18 protein-coding genes are annotated in these 24,100 nt (G+C 67.2%); 6 read left to right on the plus strand and 12 right to left on the minus strand.

Annotation, left to right across the window (positions count from 1 at the left end; translation table 11 throughout):
* Positions 1-31 precede the first annotated feature (31 nt).
* Positions 32-2,641 (minus strand): TonB-dependent receptor, encoded by a 2,610-nt coding sequence (locus IP91_RS10065; RefSeq protein WP_145648843.1) that lies wholly within the window; start codon positions 2,639-2,641, stop codon positions 32-34.
* A gap of 331 nt (positions 2,642-2,972) precedes the next feature.
* Here IP91_RS10065 and IP91_RS10070 point away from each other — a divergent pair, with 331 nt between their 5' ends.
* Positions 2,973-3,407: a hypothetical protein gene (locus IP91_RS10070; RefSeq protein WP_145648844.1), complete on the plus strand. Its 435-nt coding sequence runs from the start codon at positions 2,973-2,975 to the stop codon at positions 3,405-3,407.
* 36 nt (positions 3,408-3,443) lie between these two features.
* Here IP91_RS10070 and IP91_RS10075 read toward each other — a convergent pair whose 3' ends face one another.
* Positions 3,444-4,376: an AraC family transcriptional regulator gene (locus tag IP91_RS10075; protein WP_229474236.1), complete on the minus strand. Its 933-nt coding sequence runs from the start codon at positions 4,374-4,376 to the stop codon at positions 3,444-3,446.
* A gap of 141 nt (positions 4,377-4,517) precedes the next feature.
* Here IP91_RS10075 and IP91_RS10080 point away from each other — a divergent pair, with 141 nt between their 5' ends.
* Together IP91_RS10080 and IP91_RS10085 are read left to right on the plus strand one after the other, a co-directional pair.
* Entirely contained in the window at positions 4,518-5,351 is an 834-nt protein-coding gene (locus tag IP91_RS10080) for an oxidoreductase (protein ID WP_145648845.1), read from the plus strand.
* Between the two features lie 209 nt (positions 5,352-5,560).
* Positions 5,561-6,016, plus strand: a complete 456-nt coding sequence (locus tag IP91_RS10085; RefSeq protein WP_145648846.1) for a hypothetical protein — start codon at positions 5,561-5,563, stop codon at positions 6,014-6,016.
* A gap of 200 nt (positions 6,017-6,216) precedes the next feature.
* Here the strand turns inward: IP91_RS10085 and IP91_RS10090 are convergent, their stop codons facing one another.
* From IP91_RS10090 to hutC, 9 genes are all read right to left on the minus strand, one after another.
* Positions 6,217-8,133: an AAA family ATPase gene (locus IP91_RS10090; RefSeq protein WP_145648847.1), complete on the minus strand. Its 1,917-nt coding sequence runs from the start codon at positions 8,131-8,133 to the stop codon at positions 6,217-6,219.
* 338 nt (positions 8,134-8,471) lie between these two features.
* Entirely contained in the window at positions 8,472-9,224 is a 753-nt protein-coding gene (locus IP91_RS10095) for a substrate-binding periplasmic protein (protein ID WP_229474238.1), read from the minus strand.
* Between the two features lie 217 nt (positions 9,225-9,441).
* A complete protein-coding gene (locus tag IP91_RS10100) occupies positions 9,442-11,148 on the minus strand; it encodes an ArnT family glycosyltransferase (protein WP_145648848.1) in 1,707 nt (568 codons plus the stop codon).
* Positions 11,149-11,248: 100 nt separating this feature from the next.
* Positions 11,249-11,518, minus strand: a complete 270-nt coding sequence (locus IP91_RS10105) for a type B 50S ribosomal protein L31 (RefSeq protein ID WP_145648849.1) — start codon at positions 11,516-11,518, stop codon at positions 11,249-11,251.
* A 212-nt stretch (positions 11,519-11,730) separates the two neighbouring features.
* A complete protein-coding gene (rho, locus tag IP91_RS10110) occupies positions 11,731-12,993 on the minus strand; it encodes a transcription termination factor Rho (RefSeq protein ID WP_145648850.1) in 1,263 nt (420 codons plus the stop codon).
* 144 nt (positions 12,994-13,137) lie between these two features.
* A complete protein-coding gene (gene trxA, locus IP91_RS10115) occupies positions 13,138-13,464 on the minus strand; it encodes a thioredoxin TrxA (protein ID WP_145648851.1) in 327 nt (108 codons plus the stop codon).
* A 241-nt stretch (positions 13,465-13,705) separates the two neighbouring features.
* Entirely contained in the window at positions 13,706-14,095 is a 390-nt protein-coding gene (locus IP91_RS10120) for a response regulator (protein WP_145648852.1), read from the minus strand.
* Positions 14,096-14,219: 124 nt separating this feature from the next.
* Positions 14,220-18,758 (minus strand): PAS domain S-box protein, encoded by a 4,539-nt coding sequence (locus IP91_RS10125; RefSeq protein WP_158643124.1) that lies wholly within the window; start codon positions 18,756-18,758, stop codon positions 14,220-14,222.
* Positions 18,759-18,885: 127 nt separating this feature from the next.
* Complete coding sequence (gene hutC, locus IP91_RS10130; RefSeq protein WP_145648854.1) at positions 18,886-19,605, minus strand: histidine utilization transcriptional repressor HutC; 720 nt, start codon at positions 19,603-19,605, stop codon at positions 18,886-18,888.
* A 130-nt stretch (positions 19,606-19,735) separates the two neighbouring features.
* On the opposite strand from hutC, the gene ada reads away from it, so the two are divergent.
* Genes ada through IP91_RS10145 form a run of 3 tightly spaced genes read left to right on the plus strand, consistent with a single transcriptional unit; the run spans position 19,736 to position 23,225 of the window.
* Positions 19,736-20,836, plus strand: coding sequence for a bifunctional DNA-binding transcriptional regulator/O6-methylguanine-DNA methyltransferase Ada (gene ada / locus IP91_RS10135; RefSeq protein WP_145648855.1), 1,101 nt, complete (start codon positions 19,736-19,738; stop codon positions 20,834-20,836).
* The gene (locus IP91_RS10140; RefSeq protein ID WP_145648856.1) at positions 20,833-21,519 is read left to right on the plus strand and encodes a 2OG-Fe(II) oxygenase; all 687 of its coding nucleotides are present in this window, start codon (positions 20,833-20,835) and stop codon (positions 21,517-21,519) included. The genes ada and IP91_RS10140 overlap by 4 nt, the downstream gene beginning before the upstream one ends.
* Positions 21,520-21,560: 41 nt before the next feature.
* Positions 21,561-23,225 (plus strand): amidohydrolase, encoded by a 1,665-nt coding sequence (locus IP91_RS10145; protein ID WP_145648857.1) that lies wholly within the window; start codon positions 21,561-21,563, stop codon positions 23,223-23,225.
* Here the strand turns inward: IP91_RS10145 and IP91_RS10150 are convergent.
* The gene (locus IP91_RS10150; protein WP_145648858.1) at positions 23,215-24,093 is read right to left on the minus strand and encodes an aldo/keto reductase family oxidoreductase; all 879 of its coding nucleotides are present in this window, start codon (positions 24,091-24,093) and stop codon (positions 23,215-23,217) included. The genes IP91_RS10145 and IP91_RS10150 overlap by 11 nt on opposite strands.
* Positions 24,094-24,100: the final 7 nt, after the last annotated feature.

A 24,100-nucleotide genomic window follows, 5' to 3' on the forward strand; every position in this document is an offset into this window, starting at 1 on the left:
GCGCCCCCGGCTGCAGGTCAGGACTTGGCGCTCAGAACTTGTAGCTCAGCCCGATGTTGTAGCGGCGGCCGTACTCCATCACGTTCTGCATGTAGCGGTTGCCGGCCTGGGTGTGGATCACCTTCTGGTTGGTGATGTTGTCCAGGCCCACGCGCAGCTGCAGCTGTGGCGTGAGGTACTGCGAGAAGTTGGCGGTGACGTAGGTCTCCTCGTCGTTCTCGATCAGGTAGCCGGCGGTCCAGCGCGGCATGCGCACGAACGGGCTGTGGTAGTTGGCCGAGAGGCGCGCCTCGAAGCCGTTCTTCTCGTACCACAGCGTGAAGCCGCCGTTCTGCTTCATCAGCCCTTCCATCGGGAAGTTGTTGGTGTACTCGCGGATATCGCTCTCGTTGTACGAGAAGTTGGCCGACAGGCCCAGGCCGTCGAACGGTGCCGGCAGGCTGGTGAAGGCCTGCTGGTAGACCAGTTCCAGCCCGCGCACATAGCCGCCTTCGCCGTTGATCGAGCGGGTGATGACGGCCTGGCGGCCATCGATCGTCGTCGTGTCCGTGGTGATGCCGATGTAGGTGCCGATGTTCTTGTAGAACAGGCCGGCCGACAGCAGCGCGCCCTTGTCGAAGTACCACTGGTAGGACAGGTCGACCTGGTTGGCCATCATCGGCAGCAGGCCCGGGTTGCCGGCGCTGCCCGTCAGCGGCTGGCTCGAACCCGGCGTCGTATCGACGGAGAGCTGGCGCGAGGCGCGCATCTCGTCCATCGGCGCGCGCGACATGGCGCGGGCCACGCTGAAGCGCAGCTGGTGCTTCTGCGCTTCGTCCAGGTTGAAGATCAGGTTGGCACTGGGCAGGGCCTTCGTATACGACGCGCCGCCTGCCACGTCGGTCGGTGCCGCACCGTTGCGCGACTCCATGCCTTCGCCGGTCTGCTTGGTGTGCACGACGCGCACGCCGGCATTGCCGCGGAACGTCAGGCCGAACAGCTCGCCTTCGAGATCGGCCTGCGCGTACACCGCGCTGGTGCGTTCCTTCACCTTCCAGCCGGCCAGCAGGTCGGTGGTGGTCTGCACGCGCCCGTCCGGCGACAGCGCACCGGCGCCGAACGTGGACGCCACGGTGCCTTCGAAGTCGCGCAGCATCAGGGCCGGGAAGTAGTCGCCGACGCGCAGCGTGTCGTAGGCACCGGCCGGGATCGATGCGGTGGTGGGCGAGATGTTCCAGGTCGTCTGGTGGAACGACTTCTCGCGGTCGGCGAAACGGGCACCGACCTTGATGCGGCTGACGGGGCCCAGTTCCAGCGGACGGGCGGCGCTCAGCTGGGCCGAGTTCAGGCGGTCGTTGACGTGGCCGTCGGCGTCGATGTACAGGGACGGCGTGCCGAAGTTGGCGAGGTTGCCGGTGTCCTGGCTGAACGAGTATGACTGCTGTTCGTTGCCCGTGAAGGACCAGGACAGCGTGCCCGGGCCGGAGGTCTGGCGCACGTCGGCCCACTGGCTGTCGCGCCCGGCGCGGGAGACGGCCACGTCGGCATCGACCTTCCAGTCGCCCACGTTGAACTTGCCGTTCAGGCCGCCGGCCAGGTTGTCCATGTCCTGGATCCAGCGCGTGCTGTGCGTGGAGACGGTCACGTCGCGGAAGGTGGCGCCCACCACGTAGCCGTCGCGGATGTCGAGGCCGGAGTAATTGGCGCTCTGCGCGCCGTCCCAGTTGCCCAGGTCGCCCGTCCAGTGCTGCACGCTCGGCTCGCGGATCTTGTTCTTGGCGTAGTAGATGTCGGCGGTGAGCAGCGCATCCGGGCTGGCCTGCCACTCGACCTTGCCGAGGATGCTGGCGCGCTCGTTGGTGCCTTTCTTGAGTTCGTCCTCGAAGCCCCACGGCGTCTTGTCCACCTTGCCGTCGCCGTTCAGGTCGACCGAGTGGTCCTCGTTGAAGCCCCAGTGGTTCTTGCGCTCCTCGATCGACGGCTGCTTCTGGTAGCTGGCGGCCACCGCCACGCCGATCGTCCGGTTGGCGAACTGGTCGATGTAGATGCCGCCCAGGCGCGGCCGCACGCTCTTCTCGTCGACATCCTTCGCTAGCGGGTAGTACAGCGCATCGGCCTTGATGGACGCCTGGCGGCCCTTGTACTTCAGCGGCTGCACGGTCTGCAGGTCGATCGTCGTGGCGATGCCGCCTTCGACCAGGTCGGCATTCTGCGTCTTGTAGACGATGGCGCCGCTCAGCGACTCGGACGGGAACTGTTCGAAGCGCACCGCGCGGTTCGGTTCCGACGAGGCCAGCTCGCGGCCGTTCAGCGTGGCGCCGATGAAGCGCTCGCCGAGGCCGCGCGCCACGATCTGGCTGGCGTTGCCGCGGTCGAGGCCGGCGGCCAGGCCGGGCAGGCGGGCCAGCGATTCGGCGATCGTCGTGTCCGGCAGCTTGCCGATGTCTTCGGACGACACCACCTCGACGATGCTGTTCGAGTTCTCCTTCACGGCCAGCGCGCTGCGCACCGAGGCGCGGATGCCGGACACGGTCACCTGCTGGACGGCCGTGTCGCTGCCGGCAGCGGGCGCGGCCGGTTCGGCCTGTTGCGCAAAGGCTGCGGGCACGACGGGGAGAAGGAAGAGCGAGCGTACCAGCACGCTCAGGGTGGTCTGTTTCATGGGGTCTCCAGGAGTATTGTTTTGGTTGAAATCGACCGGTCTTCGCGTACGCGCGCGGCCAATGGTCGATCCCAGCCGGAAATTCTAGGTCGCGCGCCGCCCGTGAGCCAGTGGCATTTTTGGAAGAATGTATATCAACTTCATATAGATTCGGCACCGCCCGGGGCGGGCTGCGATTGGGCGATGCATGCGAGTCAACGGCTGTCGTGCGGGTGCCACAATGACCAGGCGTTCCTCCCACGTCTTGTATCCACGTCGATGATTCGCTATACAGCCAGAAACTGAGTTATTGCCTGGAGGTGATCAGGCAAAGCCGAACCGGAGATGAACAATGCACCGCCTGAACATCTGCATTGCCGCTGTCTGTCTGTCTGCCAGCCTGGCCGGCGCCGTCGAGCTGCCGCCAACCAGCCGCTTCCTTGGCACCGGCCGCGCCTGTTACGGTACGTTGACCATCACGCCCAAGACGCTGGCCTGGCTGACGACCTTCAGCCAGTGCCCAGCGGGGCGCTACCGGATCATCGATCGAAACGGCGACCGGATTACCTTTCACTTCAATCACTTGTCGGCGAAGTGTCGCTACGAAGTAGTGTCACTGAACCACCACGCCGGTGAGCCCACGGACATGGGTTGGGAGGTATGGGGCTACCGAAATGAGTCCAGGTATCGCGAGCACAAGGCTGGCAAGTTTACGGCGAGCGCTCCCGATGTGCTCTCCTGCTATCTGATACGCGATGCGTATCCTGACCAGCCGTCGGACTGGTAGTCCACCGAAATGGTGGTACCGCACATGCCACTCCAGCTAATGTGAAGACACGTAAGCGGAATCGACGGGTGGCGGCAGCGCGAAGCCGCTGCGCAGGCGGTCGGCCTCCTCGCCGGGCGGCCTGCCGAACAGGCGACGGAATTCGCGGCTGAACTGCGACGGGCTGTCATAGCCGACGGCTGCCGCCGCAACCGCCGCGGCCATGCCGGCACGGACCATCAGCAGGCGCGCCTGGTGCAGCCGCACCGACTTGATGTACTGCAGCGGCGCGCTGCCGGTGACGGTCTTGAAGTGCAGATGGAAGGTCGCCACGCTCATCGACGCCTCCTGCGCGAGCCACGCCACGGCAAGCGGCCGGGCGTAATCGGCATGGATGCGGCGCACCGCGCGCGCGATGTGGCTGAAGCGGCCCTGCTGTGCCAGCGCCGCGCGCAGCACATGGCCCTGCTCGCCGGTGAGCACGCGGTAGTACAGTTCGCGCACCAGCGCCGGCCCCAGCACCTGCGCGTCGAGTGGATCGGCGAGCGCTTCCAGCAGGCGCAGGACAACCTGCTGCAGCCGCCCGTCCATCGGACTGGACACCATGCTGCGCGCAGCGCCGGTCTGCGATGGCGGCAGTGCGAGCAGCAGGTCGGCCACCACCGCGAAATCGAGATGCAGGTAGATCGCCAGCAGGGGCTCGTCGGTGCTCGCATCGGTCTCCATCGTGAACGGCACCGGCACGGCCACCGCCAGGTAGTGCTGCGCGTCGTACAGATACAGCTTGTCGCCGAGCCAGCCGCGCTTGCGTCCCTGGCAGACGATGACGATGCCCGGGTCGTACAGCACGGGCGTGCGCTCGAGCAGGCGGTCCGAGCGCAGCAGGCGCACATCGGGCAGGCCGGTGAGATTGTAGCCTTCGGCCGTCGCCAGCTGGCGCAGCAGTGCCACCATGCGCTGCCGGACGGTCTCGTCAGAGGATCGGTTCATGGTCGTAGTATCGCAGCTTCGGCTGCCATCGATTATTCAGCGGCGATGTGTCAGAGAATCAGGCAAGCATTGCAGACGATGTCCCCTGTCCGTCGTGGCGCAATCGACGCATCATCGCGGCTTTCCACACAGGGAGCGGCCATGAACGACAAACACATTTTCATCACGGGTGTCAGCAGCGGCTTCGGCCGGGCGATCGCCGCCGAGGCGCTGCGGCGGGGGCATCGGGTGACCGGTACGGTGCGCAACGATGAGGCGAGGGAAGCGTTCGAAGCGCAGGCACCCGGCCGTGCGCAGGCGGTCCTGCTCGACATCGCCGACCTCGATGCCGTCGCGCCGATCATCGCGGGCGTGGAAGAACGATCCGGGCCGATCGATGTGCTGGTCAACAATGCCGGCTACGGCCATGAAGGCATTTTCGAGGAATCGCCGCTCGAGGAGATGACGCGGCAGTTCCGTGTCAATGTGTTCGGCACGGTCGCCGTCACGCAGGCCGTGCTGCCGTTCATGCGCACCCGCCGCAGCGGCCAGATCATCAGTATCACGTCGATGGGCGGACACATCACCATGCCCGGCATCGCCTGGTACTGCGGCAGCAAGTTCGCGCTGGAAGGCATCACGGGCGTGCTACGCAAGGAAGTGGCGGCTTTCGGCATAGTGGTGACGGCCGTAGCGCCCGGATCGTTCCGCACCGACTGGGCGGGCCGCTCGATGGGGCGCAGTCCGCGCAGCATCGACGATTACGATGCGCTGTTCGATCCGATCCGCGCGGCGCGCGCGAGCAGGAGCGGCGCGCAGCCGGGCGATCCGCACAAGGCGGCGCGCGCCATCCTCGACCTGCTCGCGCATCCTGCGCCACCGGCGCATCTGGTGCTCGGCAGCGATGCGCTGCAGCTGATCCGGCAGCAGCTCGCCGATTTTTCAGCGGAGCTCGATGCCGGGGAAGCCGTCAGCCGGTCCACCGATGGCGTGTAGCGCTGCGCTCTGACCGTCCGGCCGGCGGAACGTCCGCACATGCCCGGCCATTCGCCGCTCCATGCGGGGCGGCGTGCAGTTCATCCCGCGTTTTGTGCGCTTCGTCGCTTGCCGGTGCGCTGGTGGATGTCCTTTTGTTACCTTGTACCCGTTGCCGCACATTACGAGAGGCGGCGATGACCAGGCAACCATCCTCCAGAGAGACCACCATGAAAAAATCGATCATCAGCGCAGCGCTCGCCATCGCCACGTTCGGCGCCACCTTTGCCGTGCAGGCGCAGAGCCCGGCCCAGCCGGACCAGTCGGTTGCCGTGCCCGGACCGGCACGCGGCACGTATGCACTGGGCGTGAGCGAGTTCACTGAATTTGCCAACAGCTACGCGCTGACCAACGGCCAGGTGGCCACGTTCACGCAGCGCGGCAACCATTACTTCGTGCAGCTGAAGTCGTCGCTGCGTTCGCAGCAGCGCGACGATAGCAATGGCATGCGTCCCGCCACCGTGCGGCTGCGTCCGATCGGGCCGGGCGCGTTCGTCACCGACGGCGGCGCGTACATGACGTTCCGCGACAGTGGCGAGGAAGTCACCATCAACAACTTCGAGCGCCTGCCGGATGCGCGCGTGGCGGTCAATGACCTGAACGTGCAGATGATTGCGCGGCGTTGAGGGATGACGGCGCAGGCAATGATGACGCAGGCAGAAGGCTGGGGTCAGGCACCGCTGCGGGCGCCAGCACTGCTTCGTGTCGCTTCGATGGCGATGCCGGACCCCGCTGCCCGGCCGCCGTTCCCGACCTCGCCAGTGGCGGAACGGGACCGTCATGAAAAAGGCCCGCTTGAAGCGGGCCTTGTCGTATCTGGTGAAGCTTATGCAGCCAGGCGCAGCGGTTCAGGGTCGAGGCGTTCTTCCAGCAGTTCGAACACGTCGTCCTTGGTGAGCACGTAGCGTTCCATCAGCACGTCCTTCAGCGATTCCATCACATCGCGGTAGTCGCCGATGGATTTGAGCGTGTCGCAGTACAGCTCGTCCGCCTTGGCTTCCACCTGCACCAGCGTGTGCTCGCCGCTCGTCTCGTTCTTGAACTGGCTGTAGTCCAGCTTCGAGCGCGAGTACATCGACAGGCGGTTGACCATCATGTCGAGCATCGACGTGGCCTTCTGGATGTCGTTCTGGCTGCCCACCGAGATGCCGCGGGCGCCGTAGAACAGCTCTTCGGCCGCGACGCCGCCGTACAGCTGCATCACGTCGCGTTCCATTTCTTCCAGCGTGCGCAGCGACATGTCGTCGCCGGCGGACAGCACATAGCCCAGCGCGTTCAGCTTCGACACGGATTCCGTGCTGATCTTCAGCAGGTGCGACTTTTCCTTCACTTCGGCCAGGCTCAGGCCGGCGCGCAGGTAAGGGTCGATCTGCATGAAGAAGTGGCCCAGCTCGTGCAGGGCGATGCGCTCGCGCTGGCGGGTCTTCTCGGCCGTCGTGGCGCGGTCCGTCAGGCCGATCGTGGCGCGCTCGAAGGCGCGGAACATCAGGTCGGTGTTGATCACGGTCTTGTCCTGGATCGACAGCAGCGAGGCCCGGTCGACCACCGTCTCCAGCAGCGCCGGCGACAGGTTCTGCGTGATCTCGGCCACCTGGTCCAGGTCCATGTCGCGCCAGTCGACCAGGCCTTCTTCCTTGCGGTTCAGGAAGGAGCCCAGCAGGGCCTTGCGTTCCTGCTTGTTCGGCAGGCGGAAATTGATCTTCACGGAGAAGCGGCGCAGCATCGCTTCGTCCATCTGCGAGTTGTTGTCGTCGAAGTTCGAGGCCACCACCCAGATCACGCCTTTACCCTCGTCGCTCTTCACGCCGTCCAGCAGGCCGAGCAGCGTGTTGGCCGTGTCGTCTTCCCACTTCTTCTCGCCGCGGCCGCGCGGCATGAACAGCGCCTGCGCCTCGTCGAGGAAGATGATGCAGTTGCCGCGGGCGGCAGCCTTGCGGTACAGCGCGTTCAGCGATTTCGACCCGCCGCCGATGTAGCCCGATTCCAGCGCCGAGCCCGATGCCGAAATCAGCGGATAGTTCAGGCGCTTGGCCAGGTAGCCGGCCAGCTTGGTTTTACCGGTGCCGGCAGGGCCGGTCAGCATCACGTTGAACGGCTTGTCGATATTGTGCTGCTTGTACAGATCGCGGTTGCGGATCATGTCTTCCAGGTGCAGCACTTCCTGCTTGATGTCTTCCATGCCGATCAGGTCGTCCAGCGAGCCCTTCAGCTTGTCCGGCGTGATCACGGCAGCCGAAGCGCCGCCCATGCCCGGAATGCCGAACTTGAGCACGAACAGCAGCAGCGCCACGACGAAGATGTCGAACGCATGGCGCTGCACGAAGGCCGTCACTTCCGCCATCGTGCCGCCATCGTCGAGCAGCACGGACTTGTGGGCGGCCAGGTATTCGTCCTTGGCGATCGCGTACGGCAGCGCGTTGCGCAGCAGGACCTCGCGTTCCAGGCTCAGGTGGGAAGTGCTGGGCACCTTCACCACGTGCAGCTTCTGTTCGCCCTTGAACTTGTAGATGTAACGCGGCGCATCCGACAGCGGACGGGCAATCAGCAGGTAATCGAGCTTCTCGCGCTGGTTGACCAGCGCGGTGATTTCCGAGATGTCCTGCGAGCGCACGACGGGGCTGCTGTCCTGCATCGTTTCATTGCGGATGAACGCAAAGACGATGGCGGCAACGACGAGCGCGAGCAGGACGATGCGCACCCAGGTGTTCTTGAGGGCAAGCTGGAGCTTGTAGAGATTGAACATGTGCAGACTCGATTACGAAAGTGACACGGATGTCGGGGCTGTCGTGGTGGCTGGGCGCATGGGTGGGGCGCATCAGCTGGAACCTCGTGATCCGGCACGCAGAGTGGGGCACTGCCGGGGGTGTCGTCTGGCGGGGCATGGCACTGTCTTGATGACAGCTTTGTATGTACGACCTGTGGCGGTCTTTAATGCCGAGCGGCAACGTAGCGTATATGTGGACTATACCGGCCTGTACAAGCTTTGTCTTTAGTTTCCTGAAGAAAAAACGCCGTGCGCAACAGATTTTTCATACTGCCGAGCAGGCGCATGACAGGCTGTCTAGCCGCTCTGGCAAGGGCCTATTTTTCATTCGGTCCGGCCCCGTAGCGACGGTCGATGCGGGAGAACGTGCCATCGCGGCGCATCGTGTCGAACGTGGCGTTCATGTGCGCGATCATCGGGTCCGGCACGCTGTTGTGGCAGGCGAGATAGAGCTTCACGCGGTTGAACACCAGCACGGGTGCCAGCAGGCCGTCGCGGCTCAGCTGCCGGGCCATGTCCGTGTCGGGACGGATCGCCACGGCCCACAGGTCGATACGGTTGAGCAGCAGCTTGTCCGGGTTGGCGGCATCGTTCTGTACGGGATCGACGAGGAAGCCGCGGCTGCGCAGGAATTCGTCGCGGGCGTCGCCGTTGTAGGTGCCGATGCGCAGCGGCCGGGCATCCTCCAGCGTGCGCAGGCGGAAGCGGCGGTCGGCGCGGCCCATCAGCACCCAGTCCGTCTCGACGATGGGGCCGACCCATTTGAACTGCGGCTCGCGTTCGGTCGTGCGGGTGGTGCTGTAGACGCAGGTGAGGGGATCGCGCTGGGCCATCGTGTAGGCCCGCTTCCACGGCAGGATATCGATCCTGTGGGGAATGCCGGCGCGCTCGAGCATCTCGCGCACCTTGTCGGTCTGCCGACCGGCCGGCTTGCCGTCGACGAGCATGCTGGTGGGCGGCGTGTTCTCGCCCGTGATCATCAGGGGCGGCCAGGCAGCGGTCGACGGGGCGGCGGCGGTGGCCACCGTCGCCAGCGTAGTCGTCAGCACTGCAAGTACCGCTCTGAGCATGATCATTACCGGAAAGAATTACGCCCCAGCATAACAGCATGGCAACGCTTCCGGCAAGGCGTCAGCAACCTGCAGCGCCGAAGATCCCGCCACCACGGCGCCGTTACAGACGGGCTCGTGTCCACCCTGGGGTCAGACCCCGACAAGGACACGGGCTGAGCTTTACTGACAGATGAGATCGTGTCCAGGTCAGGGTCTGACCCCGCGGTGGACAGGGTCAGTCACCTGCGCGGCGGAACAGGCGGAAGCGTTCGCTGCGGTCGCTGGCGCGGCGGCCTTCCCACAGCTGGGTCCACTGGCCGGGCGGGTCGCGCTGCAGGCGCGTGCTGTCCTGCCACAGCAGGATGCGGCAGTGGTCGTTGTCCACGGCATTGAACGGCAGCCGGCCGAAGACGGCGAACGACGCGCGCTGGGCCGGGCCGGCATTGCTGGCCACGCAGTCCGTATCGGCCGGCAGGGCAGCGGCCACCTGCCCCGCCACCGTCGCGTAGCTCTTGTTGTAGTTGGTGAGCGACAGGAACAGCGTCATCCACAGGATCCACACCAGGATCACGCCGCCGGAGGACAGCACGACGGCGCGCCACAGCACGGAAGGGCGGCGCGACACACGCCAGTGCACCAGCACGAACCAGCCCAGCGTGGCGGCGATTGCCACGACCAGCGCCAGCCAGTTCACTTCCGGCACATAGCCGGGGATCAGGCGCAGCACGTTGTGGGCCGGCTTCGGCGGCCAGCCCGTCGCCTGGGCATACCAGAAGATCCACAGCACGGCGGCGCACACCGTCAGCACCATCACGGAGAACCAGTCGATGGCGTTGATGGCGCCGCGCTGCACCGTCAGCAGCCCGAACGCGGCCATGATGGCCAGCGGCGGGATCAGCAGCAGCAGCTGGGCGTGTTCCGGCGCCGGGTGCGCGAACAGCAGCACCATGGCGATGATCACGAAAGTCGTGGGCACCACGATGTGCAGCAGGTTGCTCTGGCGGCGCCACGCGTAGGCGGCCCACAGCGCGAACGGCCAGGCCGGCCAGAAGAACCACACGCCGTCGCTGAGGAAAGTGCGCAGCGGCCGCAGGCTCGGCAGGGCCAGCTGCGCCAGGTTCCAGGCGTTCCACGCGGCCAGCGGCGCTTCGCCATACGGGCGTTCGATGAAGGCGGCCGCCAGCCACGGCGACGTCACGCCGACCGCCACGGCCAGCGCGGCCAGCAGGTGCGGCAGGGCGCGCCCGGCGGGAATCGACAGGAAACGGGTGCAGACGAACAGCGCGGCCAGCACGAACACGGGCGGCACCCAGCCGCGCGTGAGCGTCATCAGCCCCAGCGACATGCCGATCAGCGCGGCGTTGCGCCAGCTGGGCAGTTCCATGTAGCGGATGGCGCGGTACAGCGTCAGCGTGAGCAGTGCGGTCTGCAGCGGTTCGGAGGTGGTCTCGTGGCTGTGCTGGAGCAGGCCCAGGCAGCCCAGATAGATCAGCAGCGCGGCATCGGCGAGCGTGCGGCCGAAGTCGTCCGGCTCGGGCTGGCCGCCGAAGGCCAGCCGCAGCGGCTGCGCCTCGGGCCGGCGGCCCAGGTTGAAGGTGGCGAACCACAGCGTGAGCACGCCCAGCAGGAACACGCCGATGGTGGCCACGCGGGCCGCCAGCACATCGCCCAGCAGGGGGCCGAACAGCTTGATGCACAGTGCGCCCAGCCAGAACGCCAGCGGACCTTCCTCGGGCACGGACAGCCCGGCGATGTTCGGCCACAGCCAGTCCTGCCAGGTGCCATGTGCCATCGTCCACATGATGCCGAAGCTGGCCGCGTCGTCGTTCTTCCACGGTTCGCGTCCGATGATGCCCGGCAGGATGTACAGCATGGCCAGGGCGAACAGCCCCCAGCGGGGCAAGGCGAGGACGGCGGAGGCGGGCAGGCGGACTGGCTTCATCGAGCGGACGGAGTGGGTCGTCTAGGGAGAAAACAGGAGTATCGGCGATTACCATAAAAAAAGGCAGCCGCAGCTGCCTTTTTTCTCGTGCCGGAGGGAATTAACCCTGCGAGACGGCGGTCTTCGAACCGACCTTGCCGAACTTCTGGCGGAATTTTTCCACGCGGCCGGCGGTGTCGACGATCTTGTGCTGGCCCGTGAAGAACGGGTGCGATTCCGACGAGACTTCGATCTTCACCAGCGGGTATTCCTGGCCTTCGTGCGTGATCTTGTCGCGGGTCTGGATCGTCGAGCGGGTGATGAACTTGAAGTCGCAGGACATGTCGTGGAAGACGACTTCGCGGTAATCCGGATGGGTATCTTGTTTCATGTGCTTCTTTCTGATGAATTGGTAGCCAGACGGCACTTCGGCGGTCAATGCAGCTTCGCGACCCGATTGCCGGCCACTTGCCGGGGTTAAAAACAGCCGGAGAGTATAGCAAAAGAACCGGGGACAGGCACCTATTAATTGGCAACACGTATTGGCGATACGTGTGTTGCCAATTAATAGGCGCCTGTCCCCGATGTCAACGGCTGAAAAGCTTAGCCGCCGCGGCGCATCATGTCGAAGAACTCGACGTTCGTCTTCGTGGCGCGCATCTTGTCGAGGATGAACTCCATCGCCTCGATCTCGTCCATCGAGTACAGCAGCTTGCGCAGGATCCAGATCTTCTGCAGCTCGTTCGGCTTGATCAGCAGCTCCTCGCGGCGCGTGCCGGACTTGTTCAGGTTGATCGCCGGGTAGACGCGCTTCTCGGCCAGGCGGCGCTCCAGGTGCACTTCCATGTTGCCGGTGCCCTTGAATTCCTCGTAGATCACGTCATCCATGCGCGAACCCGTTTCGATCAGCGCGGTGGCGATGATCGTCAGCGAGCCGCCTTCCTCGATGTTGCGGGCGGCGCCGAAGAAGCGCTTCGGGCGCTGCAGCGCGTTGGCGTCCACGCCACCGGTCAGCACCTTGCCCGAGGCCGGGATCACGGTGTTGTAGGCGCGGGCCAGGCGGGTGATCGAGTCCAGCAGGATGACCACGTCCTTCTTCATCTCGACCAGGCGCTTGGCCTTTTCCATCACCATCTCGGCGACCTGCACGTGGCGGGTGGCCGGTTCGTCGAACGTGGAGGCGACGACTTCGCCGCGCACCGAGCGCTGCATTTCCGTCACTTCTTCCGGGCGTTCGTCGATCAGCAGCACGATCAGCGTCACGTCCGGGTGGTTGGCCGTGATGGCGTGCGCAATGTGCTGCAGCATCACGGACTTGCCGGACTTCGGCGAGGCCACCAGCAGGCCGCGCTGGCCCTTGCCGATCGGCGCGATCAGGTCGACGATGCGGCCCGTGATGTTCTCGGCGCCGTTCATTTCGCGCTCGAGGCGCAGCGGCTCGTTCGGGTGCAGCGGCGTCAGGTTCTCAAACAGGATGCGGTGCTTCGAGGCTTCCGGCGATTCGCCGTTGACCTTGTCCACCTTGACCAGCGCGAAGTAGCGTTCGCCATCCTTCGGCGTGCGCACTTCCCCCTCGATGGAGTCGCCGGTGTGCAGGTTGAAGCGGCGGATCTGCGACGGCGAGATGTAGATGTCGTCGGTGGAGGCCATGTAGCTGGCGTCCGGCGAGCGCAGGAAGCCGAAGCCGTCCGGCAGCACTTCCAGCGCGCCATCGCCGAAGATCTGCTCGCCGGACTTGGCGCGCTTCTTCAGGATCGCGAACATCAACTCCTGCTTGCGCAGGCGCGCAGCGTTGTCGATATCGAGGCTGATGGCCATTTCCAGCAAGGCGGAAACGTGCATGGCCTTTAATTCAGATAGATGCATAGATGTTTGAGTGTCCCGTGACGGGAAAGTAAGGTAGGGGAGGGAACTGCGTGGACTAGTGTGTCACTACGATCAGGGGGAGAGGCTGGAGCCTCGATCCCGGCCAGGCAGGTGGTGCCGCGGGCGCAGCACCACCTATATTACTCAAATATTGCTGTCGATGAAAGAGGTCAGCTGGCCTTTTGCCATGGCGCCGACTTTTTGTGCCGCAGGAACACCGTTTTTGAACAGGATCAGCGTTGGAATGCCGCGAATGCCGAACTTGCCCGGCACCAGCTGGTTCGAATCCACGTCCAGCTTGGCGATCGTCAGCTTGCCGTCGTATTCCTTGGCGACTTCTTCCAGGATCGGGGCGATGCTCTTGCAGGGGCCGCACCATTCGGCCCAGAAGTCGACCAGCACCGGGCGGTCGGATTTCAGCACGTCCGCCTCGAAGGATGCGTCGGTAATGTGTTTGATGTTTTCGCTCATGTTGTTTGCCCTTTCGGGTTCCGGATTAAGGTCGCCTGCTGCGCTGCCGCATCCTCACGATAGCCACCGTGCGTTGCGCCGGCACATCAGCCCAAGGATGGGCAAATGGTGGCGCCGCGCACTAAATCAATGTCGCGCTCGATTTACGTGTGATGACTTGGTAGATGAATCAGGCGGGGATGCATCAAATAATAACCTATTTTTTGTCAAGGCGTCGCGGTGTCGCGGCGCGCCGGGCCGGCTAGGCGGTGCCCTGGACCCGTGCCAGCAGGCCGGCCAGTTCGCTCCGCGCCAGCGGCTTGCCGCAGGCTCCGACGATACGCAGCCCCTGCGCCGTCGCCAGCAGCTGCGCGGCGCGCAGCACGCCGCTGTCCATGCCCGACAGCAGGATCACGTCGCCCGCATAGCCCTGCGACGCCACGGCGCGCAGGAACTCGATGCCGTCCATCTCCGGCAGCGACAGGTCGCAGATCAGCAGGCCCGGCCGGAAGCCGGGCAGCACGGCCAGCGCATCGCGCGCGGCAGTGGCGGCCTGCACGTGGAAGTCGCCCAGGCTGTGCAGCATGTCCTGCAGCAGGTCGAGCATGAAGGGGTCGTCGTCCAGCAGCAGGATGTGTAGCGGTGCGTTCATGGGCTTGCGGCGGTCGGCCGGGCGGGGTTATCCGGACAGTGATTGATCCGGACAGTGATTATCGGGGCAAGATGTTTCCAATGGCAATGGAATTCCAGGCGGACTGGCGCGCCGCCGTGCCCGCTCACCCGGGCAGCGTGATGGCCGCGTTGTTCACGATCCGCGCGCGGATGGCGGCCACCAGCGGGCGCAGCCGGGCAAGCAGCGCGTGCGCCTCCCGCGCGGCCTCCTCGGGAATCGACGGGAGCTTCTCCAGCCGCTCGCACAGGTCGCCCATGCCGAACGCGCCCACCGTGCGGGCCGAGGCCTTCAGGCGGTGGCCCAGTTCGCGCACCTGGGCGATGTCGCCGGCCGCCAGCGCCGCTTCCAGTTCGGCCAGGCCGCCTTCCGCGGACAGCAGGAACTTCTGCGCGAACAGGCCCAGCTTGGCGGGCTGGTGGCCCAGCAGCTCGGCCAGCTGCGACAGGTCGATCACGGCCGGATCGCCGGCCAGCGTGGCCGCGGGCTGCTCCGGCTCCGCCGCGGGTTCAGCCGCCACCGGGCGCCGTGCCGGCAGCTGCGCGGCGATCGTGCGCACCATCAGGGCCGGCACGATGGGCTTGGCGATGAAGTCGTCCATGCCGGCCGCCAGGCAGCGCGCCCGGTCCTCGCTGGTGGCGGTGGCCGTCATCGCCAGCACGCGCAGGCCGGCCAGCCGGGCATCGGCACGGATGCGGCGCGTCGCCTCCAGGCCGTCCATCACGGGCATCTGCACGTCCATCAGCACGCAGTCGAACGGGGCGCTGCGCAGCCGCTCCAGCGCCTCGGCGCCATTGCCGGCCACCTGCACCTGCGCGCCCGCTTCCTCCAGCATCTCCTGGGCGATCTGCTGGTTGAAGGTGTTGTCCTCCACCAGCAGCAGCCGGGCATCCTGCAGCGGCGCCAGCCGCGCCGTTGCTGGCGCCGGCGCCGGCACGGCCGCGGCAGTGCTGCCCGGGACTTCCAGCCGCGCCGTGAACCAGAACGTGCTGCCGGCGCCCGGGGTGCTCGTCACGCCCACCGCGCCGCCCATCAGTTGCGCCAGCTGCTTGCAGATGGCCAGGCCCAGGCCCGTGCCGCCATAGGCGCGCGTGGTGGACGGGTCGGCCTGCTGGAAGGACTGGAACAGCCGGCCGATCTCCTCGGTGGACAGGCCGATGCCCTCGTCGCTCACGTCGAAGCGCAGCAGGCAGCCGCCGTCGTTTCCGGCATTGTCCTTCTCCGCTTCGAGCAGCCGCACGCGCACGCCGACCGTGCCATGCTGGCTGAACTTGATGGCATTGCTGGTGTAGTTGATCAGCACCTGGCCCAGGCGCAGCGGATCGCCGCGCAGCATGGCCGGCACGTCCGGCGCCACGTCCACCGCCAGCAGCAGCCCGCGCGCCGCCGCCTCGTCGGCCACCACCGTGTGCAGCGTGGCGATCACGTCGGCCAGCGCGAAGTCGGTCCGTTCGATGGCCAGTTTGCCGGCCTCGATCTTCGAGATGTCCAGGATGTCGTCGATGATGCGCAGCAGGTGCTCGCCGGCGAAGCGGATCTTTTCCAGGTAGTCGCGCTGGCGCGGATCGAGGTCCGTCTTCAGCGCCAGGTGGGCCATGCCGATCACGCCGTTCATCGGCGTGCGGATCTCGTGGCTCATGTTGGCCAGGAAGCGGCCCTTGGCCTGGCTGGCTTCCTCGGCCACCTGCTTGGCCTGGTCCAGCTGGGCGGTGCGCTGCGCCACGCGCTCTTCCAGGTGCTCGTTCAGTTCCAGCAGCGCGCCTTCCGCGCGCTTGCTGTCGGTGATGTCGAGCGACATGCAGATCAGGTAGGAAGGCGCGCCCCGCTCGTCGTACACCGGCTTCTTGAACGTGCGCAGCTGGCGGTGCTGGCGCAGGCGCGGGTTGTAGACGGACTGCTCGTAGTCGATCAGGTCGCCCCGCGCAAAGGCCTCGCGGTCGCGGCGCAGGAATTCGGCCAGCTCGGCGGGCGAATGCAGGTGCAGGTAGCTGCCCTCGTGCAGGTCGGCCAGCGAATACCCCAGCTGCCGTTCGGCCGCGGGATTCATGCGGAACATGCGGCCGTCCGGGCTTTTCAGGAACATCCCGACCGGCATCATCTGGATGATTTCCTGCAGCCGCTGCTCGCCGCGCCGCAGCGCCTCCTCGTTGTGCTGGCGCTCCGTGATGTCGGTCAGGCTGGCCACCGCCATCGTCGCGGCACCCAGCGCATCGCGCATCGGCTCCGCGTTCACGGACAGCCAGGTGACGCCGTTTGGTCCCTGCACGCCCATCACCACGTCCCGCACCGACTGGCCGCTGGCCAGCGCGCGCAGCACGGGATGCTCGCCGTCGGCAAACGGCCGGCCGTCCTCGTGGACGCCCGGCCAGGGCCGCGCGCCGCTGGCACTGGCCGCGCCCAGCAGCCGCACCGCCGCCGCATTGCATTCGAGGATCACGCCTTCGCCATTGAGCACGACCAGGCCGTTGGTGACGGCGTTGAACACGGAGGCCATGCGCTGGCCGGAATTGCGCAGCGCGACTTCGGCCAGGCGGCGGTCGGTGATGTCGGTGATCATCGCCAGCGTGCCGGCCGGCGCGCCGTTCTCGCCGGAGATCTGCGTGGTCGACACGAGGCCCCACATCGTCGACAGGTCCTTGCGGTAGAAGCGCGCGTCGCCCTGTTCGGCCTGGCCGGGCTGGCGGCGCTGGTTCTGCCGCGCCAGCTGGGCGATGCCGTCCTCGTCGAGGAAATCGCGCATCGGCCGGCCCAGCATCTCGTCCGGCCCGTAGCCCAGCATGCGCGCCATGGTCGGGTTGACGAACGACGTGAGCTCGTTCGCATCCGTCATCCAGATGCCTTCGGTGGCCGTCTGCACGATCAGGCGGTAGCGCTCCGAGCTGGCCTGCAGCGCCTGTTCGGTGCGCTGGCGCTGCGTCAGGTCGCGCACCGATACCACCGACAGGGCCTGGCCGGCCATCTCGAGCGGCGCCAGGTGCACCATGGCGGGGAAGTGGCTGCCGTCGCCGCGCCGCGCCGTCAGCACGCGGCCCGGCAGGTTGGGGCGCGAGAACAATTCGCGCGGCAGGCCCGGCGCGCTGCGCATCACTTCCGGCACCAGCAGTTCCATCGACAGGCCGGCCATCTCGCCGTTCGGATAGCCGAAGCTGCGCGCCGCCGCCGCGTTCACCTGCCGCACGCGGCCGCTCCGGTCGGCCACCAGGATCCCGCCCGGCATCGCCTCCAGCACGGCGGCCAGCTGGTTCCGTTCAGCCAGCTCGCGGTCGGTGACGGTGCCGATGGTGCCGCTCACCAGCGTGGCCGCGCCGCTGGCATCGCGCTCCGTCACGCTGGCGCGCGCCAGCATCCAGCGGTATTCGCCGTCGCGGCAGCGCATGCGGAACTCGTGCACCAGCGGCACGTCGTCGGCCTGCGCGGGACCGGTGCGGGGCCAGTCGCGCAGCAGGCCCTGGCGGTCCTCCGGGTGCACGTGGCGCAGCCACTCGTCGCGGTCGCGCGGCGCGAATTCGCCCGGCGCATAGCCCAGCAGCTCGCCGCAGCGGGGGGCGAGGCGCAGCGCGTCCTGCTGCGGCAGCCATTCCAGCACGCCTTCGCCCGCCGCCGCCAGCGCACGGTCCGGCGAGACTGCGGCCAGCGCGGCGGCGGCGCGGCGCAGGCGCAGCAGCTGCCAGCCGACGCCTGCGGCCACCAGCGCGGCCAGCGTGGCGGCACCGATCCACGGCCACGGCAGTTCGTCCGCGGGCTCGCGATATAAAAAGCCGTCCAGCGACACGCCGCGCGGCAGCATGCCCAGTTCCATGTACGTGTTGGCGATGGCCTGCCAGCGCGCCGGATTGCTGTAGCCCGGTTCGATCAGCGTCTGCTCCATCAGCAGCGCGGTCTGGCGCGCCTCGAACAGCAGGTGCTCGCGGCTGGGGCCCTGCGGGTAGCGGGCGCGGATCAGGTCCGCCATTTCCTCCGGATGGGCCATCGCATAGCGCCAGCCGCGCAGCGTGGCCTCGCGCATGGCGCGGGCCCGTTCGGGGTGCTCGCGCAGCTCGCTTTCGGTGGTGTACAGGTTGTCGCCGTAGAAATCGATGCCGGCCGCGCGCGGCGCCAGGATCTCGTAGCGCACCCCGGTGCGGTCCAGCAGGTAGGGGCTGATGGTGATATAGCCGGGCATGAGGTCGATCTTGCCCTCGGCCAGGTCCTCGATGCGGAAGGTGGGGGGCACCAGCTGCAGCTGCGATTGCTGCACGCCCTGGCGCAGCAGGTAGGCCTGCAGTTCCTCGTAACCGGGCGGCAGCATCACGCGGGCGCCTTGCCACTGGCGCGCACGGCCATCGGGTGGCCGCAATGCGAACAGCGCGACGGCGGAATGCTGGAAGATCGCTGCCAGCACCACCACCGGTTCGCCGGCCGCACGGTGCAGCAGCAGGCTGCTGTTGGCGGTACCGTACTGGGCCCGGCCGGCCAGTACCGGCTTGATGTAGTCGACGCCGGGCTGCGCTTCCAGCAGCGTGACTTCCAGGCCCGCGTCGCGGTAATAGCCCTTGTCCTGCGCCGCGTAGAAACCGGCGAACTGGAACTGGTGGCGCCATTTCAGCTGGACCGCCACCTTTTCCAGTGCCCCCGCCGGCGCGGCCACGCACAGGCCCAGTGCCACGGGCAGCAATGCAGACCGGGATATAAAGCGGGATGCAATCCGTGACGCGGAACGAAGGAGCGCGGGCAGCAAAGGCTTCCTTTCTACAAGGCGGACTGCAGGGCTGGCATGGCCAGAATATACACCGTCACGCCACGTTGCCGGCGAACTGGTAGCGGTGGCCGGGATGCCACATCGTGACGATCGAGGCCACCTGGCCGCCCGAACGGGTCTGGCGGCGCAGCACCAGGCAGGGCTGGCGCGCATCCATCGCCAGCAGGGCCGCAATCTCGCGCGGCGCGGCCAGCGCTTCCACGCTGTAGGTGGCGCCCTGCAGCGGCGCGGCGGTCACCAGGTATTCGGAGGGCGTGATGCGGGTGAAGTCCTGGTCGAGGTAGGCGGGCGCGCATTGCGGGTTGACCCAGCGGTCCTCCACCTGGATCGGCACGCCGTTCTCGAAATGCACGATCACGGAGTGGTACAGCGCGTGGCCGGCCGGCAGGTCGAACTGCTTGGCCAGCAGCTCGTTGGCGCGGCCGCCTTCCAGCAGCTGCAGCGTGCTGCGGTGGGTGTGGCCGCGGGCGCGCACCTCGTCGGCGATGCTGCGGATTTCCAGCAGCGTGGCCTGCACCTTCTGCGGCGCCACGTAGGTGCCGGCGCCCTGGCGGCGCGTCAGCACGGCTTCGGCGGTGAGTTCGCGCACGGCGCGGTTGACGGTCATGCGCGAGACGCCGAACTGCCGCACCAGCGCCTGCTCGGACGGAATCACATCGCCTTCCTTCCAGTGGCCGGCGGCGATCTGCGCCGTCAGGAAGTCCTTGATCTGCTGGAAAATCGGGGTGTCCGTCCCGTCGCGCTGTGCTTCCAAACCGCTGTCTCCTGGCTGTCGCGTGTCGGCAGAGTTTAGCACCGGGGCCCGGGAATTCAAAAGCAAGGGGCGGGGTGCTCCGCCGGCGGTGCGCCGCTACGATGGTGGCATACTGTTTAAGGGAGCTGCCATGAACGATATTCGCAACGATGAGCGGGACAATGAGCCGGACAATGAGCGGGACGATGGATGGGACGATGCACGGCGCTGGAGCGCCGTGCAGGCGCGCGATGCGGCCGCCGACGGGGTCTTCTATTACTCCGTGCGCACCACCGGCGTGTATTGCCGCCCCTCGTGCGGCGCGCGGCCGGCGTTGCGCGCCAACGTGGCCTTCCACGCCAGCACGGCCGACGCCGAAGCGGCCGGCTTCCGGCCCTGCCTGCGCTGCAGGCCGGACGAACCACCGCTGGCCGAGCGCCACGCCGCGCTGGTGGCCGAGGTGTGCCGGCTGATCGACGCGGCGGACGAGGAACCCGACCTGGCCACGCTGGCCGAAGCCAGCGGCATCAGCCGCTTCCACCTGCACCGGCTGTTCAAGGCGCAGACGGGCATCACGCCGAAGGCCTACGCGGCGGCGCGGCGCAAGGCAAGGGTGCACGAGGGGCTGGCCAGCGAACCTTCCGTGACGGAGGCGATCTACGCCGCCGGCTACAACTCCAGCGGCCGCTTCTACGCCACGTCCCGCGCGGCGCTGGGCATGACGCCCACCGCGTTCCGCCGCGGCGGCCAGGGCGCCACGATCCGCTTCGCCATCGCCCAGTGTTCGCTGGGTGCGCTGCTGGTGGCCAGCACCGACGTCGGCATCTGCGCGATCCTGCTGGGCGACGATCCGGACCAGCTGGCGCGCGACCTGCAGGACCGCTTCCCGAACGCCGAGCTGGTGGGCGCCGAGCGTGACTACGAGGCGGTGGTGGCGCAGGTGATCGGCATGGTCGAAACCCCGCACGTGGGACTGGACCTGCCGCTGGACGTGCGAGGCACCGCGTTCCAGCAGCGGGTGTGGCAGGCGCTGCGGGGCATTCCGGCCGGCCGCACCGTCAGCTACACGGAACTGGCGGCGCTGGTGGGCTCGCAGAACGGCGCGCGCGCCGTGGCAGGGGCCTGCGCGGCCAATCCGGTGGCGGTGGCGATTCCCTGCCACCGGGTGGTGCGCAACGACGGCGGCCTGTCCGGCTACCGCTGGGGCGTGGAGCGCAAGCGCACGCTGCTCGAACGCGAGGGCTCGCAATGAACCTCGACTGGCAGCGGATCGGCGCGGAGCTCGATGCCCATGGCTGTGCGCACCTCCCGAACGTGCTGGCACCGGGCGACTGCGCACTGCTGGCGGGCGCCTATGACGATGCCGCGCTGTTTCGCAGCCGGATCGTGATGGCGCGCCATGGCTTCGGCCGCGGCGAATACCAGTACTTTCGCTATCCGCTGCCGGACCTCGTGGCAGGGCTGCGCGAGGCGCTGTACCCGCCGCTGGCGGCCATCGCCAACCGCTGGCATGCGGCGCTGGGCATCGATGTGCGCTTTCCGCCGTCGCATGGGGACTTCCTGGCGCGCTGCCACGCGGCCGGGCAGGCGCGGCCCACGCCGCTGCTGCTGCGCTACGACGCGCAGGACTACAACTGCCTGCACCAGGACCTGTACGGCGAGCACGTCTTCCCGCTGCAGGCCGCGTTCCTGCTGTCGCGCCCCGGCCCGGACTTCACGGGCGGCGAATTCGTGCTGACCGAGCAGCGCCCGCGCATGCAGTCGCGCGTGGAAGTGGTGCCGCTGGCGCAGGGCGATTGCGTGATCTTCCCGGTGCATCACCGGCCGGTGCAGGGCAGCCGCGGGATCTACCGCGTCAACCTGCGGCACGGTGTGTCGCGTATCCGGCACGGCCGGCGCCATACGCTCGGGATCATCTTCCACGACGCGCAGTAGGGGCGGTACACTCCGGGTTTATCCCACCCGGAAAGACCTCCATGCGCCTGCCGCCGCTCGCCCTTGCCAGCCTCGCCTTCTTCGTCCACACCGCCGCCAGCGCCGCGCCGGGCACCGTCATCGACAACGCCAATGGCTACACGCTGAACGCGCAGAACGAGCTGGTGCGCTTCCGGTCGCTGGCGTTCGATGGCACCGGCAAAATCGTGGCGGTCGGGGGTGCGCAGGACGTGGCGGCGAAAGCGCCGGGCTTCGCGCACGTGGATGTGCGCGGCAAAACCGTGCTGCCCGGCCTGATCGACGCGCACGGCCACGTGTTCGGCCTGGGCGAGATCGCCACCGGCGCGGAGCTGTACAGCGCCGTGTCGCTGACCGACGCGGTGAAGAAGGTGGCCGACTTCGCGCGCGCGAATCCGAAGCGCGCCTGGGTGGTGGGCAATGGCTGGAACCAGGAGACGTGGAAGCTGGGCCGCTTCCCCACCGCGCAGGAACTCGATGGCGCCGTGGCCGACCGCCCGGCGCTGATGCATCGCGTGGATGGCCACGCCGTGTGGGTCAACAGCCGCGCGCTGGCGCTGGCCGGCATCACGAAGGACACGAAGGACCCGGCCGGCGGCAAGATCGAGCGCGATGCCTATGGCAATGCCACCGGCATCCTCGTCGACGCGGCGATGGAGCTGATGGCGAAGGTGGTGCCGCAGCCGACCGAGGCGGAATCGCGCGCCGCCCTCGATGGCGCGCTGGACGTGCTGAAGAAGGTCGGCCTGACGAGCGTGCACGATGCCGGCATCGGCGTGGGGGCCGACAGGCTGTATCGCGCCTACGCCGATGGCGGCCGGCTGACCACGCGTGTCTACGCGATGATCGGCGACACCACCGCCGACTTCGATGCCCTGGCGGCCAAGGGCCCGCTGAAAAGCTATGCGAACGACCTGTACGCGCTGTCCGCCGTGAAGCTGTATGCGGATGGGGCACTGGGCAGCCGCGGTGCGGCGCTCATCAAGCCCTACAGCGATGCGCCGCACACGCACGGCCTGCTGTTCTACAACGATGCCGTGATGCGCGAGAAGATGGGCAAGGCCATGCAGGCCGGCTACCAGGTCAATGTGCACGCGATCGGCGATGCCGGCAACCGCCAGATCCTGGACAGCTACGCGGCGCTGCTGCAGAAGTATCCGAACGAAGCGCTGCGCCACCGCATCGAGCACGCGCAGGTGGTGGCGCTGGCCGACATTCCCCGCTTCGCGCAGCTGAACATCATCCCGTCGATGCAGCCCACGCATGCCACGTCCGACCAGAACATGGCCGAACAGCGCGTCGGGCCGCAGCGCATTCAGGGTGCCTACGCGTGGCGCACCTTCCTGAAGCAGGGCTCGCATATCGCCTGCGGTTCCGATTTCCCGATCGAGGCGCCGAACCCGTTCGAGGGCATTCACGCGGCCGTCACGCGCCAGGACATGCGCAATGTGCCGGCCGGCGGCTGGCACAAGGAACAGGCGATGACGCTGCAGGAAGCCTTCCGCTGCTTCACGCTCGATGCGGCCTACGCGGCGCGCCAGGAGAACGTCATCGGTTCGCTGGAGCCGGGCAAGTGGGCCGACTTCATCGTGACCGACGCCGACCTGTTCAGGGTGGCGCCGGCCGAGATCGGCCGCATCGGCGTGCTGGAGACCTGGGTGGGCGGCAAGCAGGTATTCAGGAAGTAGACACCCCGGAAGTAGACATATTGTTCAACTGCGCGATCGTGGCGGCCGGCAGCACCAGGTCCGCCGCGGCCAGGTTCTCGCGCAGGTGCGCCACCGACGACGTGCCCGGGATGACGAGGATGTTGGGTGAGCGTTGCAGCAGCCAGGCAATCGCCACCGCCATCGGCGTCGCTTCCAGCTGCGCGGCCACGGCCGACAGCGTGTCCGACTGCAGGGGCGTGAAGCCGCCGAGCGGGAAGAACGGCACGTAGGCGATGCCGGCGGCGGCCAGTTCGTCGATCAGCGTGTCGTCGTCGCGGTGCGCCAGGTTGTACATGTTCTGCACGCAGACGATCGGCGTGATGCGCTGCGCGTCGCGCACTTGCGCCGGCGTCGCGTTGCTGATGCCGATGTGGCGCACCAGGCCCTGTTCGCGCAATTCGGCCAGCACCGTCAGCGGTTCTTCCAGCGAGCCTTCGGCCGGGCCGTGCACGCTGAACATGGCGCGCAGGTTGACCACCTCCAGCGCATCGAGCCCCAGGTTGCGCAGGTTGTCGTGCACCGCCCCCACCAGTTCCGCTTTCGAGAAGGCCGGCAGCCAGGCGCCCTGGTCGTCGCGGCGTGCGCCGATCTTCGTCACGATCGTCAGGTCCTCCGGATAAGGGTGCAGCGCCGCGCGGATCAGCTGGTTGGTCACGTGCGGGCCGTAGAAGTCCGATGTGTCGATGTGGTTCACACCGTTTTCGATTGCCGCCTGCAGCACCGCTTGCGCCGCTGCCGGGTCCTTCGGCGGGCCGAACACGCCCGGCCCGGCCAGCTGCATGGCGCCGTAGCCGAGGCGGTTCACGGTGCGGTCGCCGAGCTGCCAGGTTGGGGTAATTGCCGTCATGTCGTTC

Source organism: Pseudoduganella lurida, assembly GCF_007830455.1.
Classification (GTDB): Bacteria; Pseudomonadota; Gammaproteobacteria; order Burkholderiales; family Burkholderiaceae_D; genus Rugamonas; species Rugamonas lurida.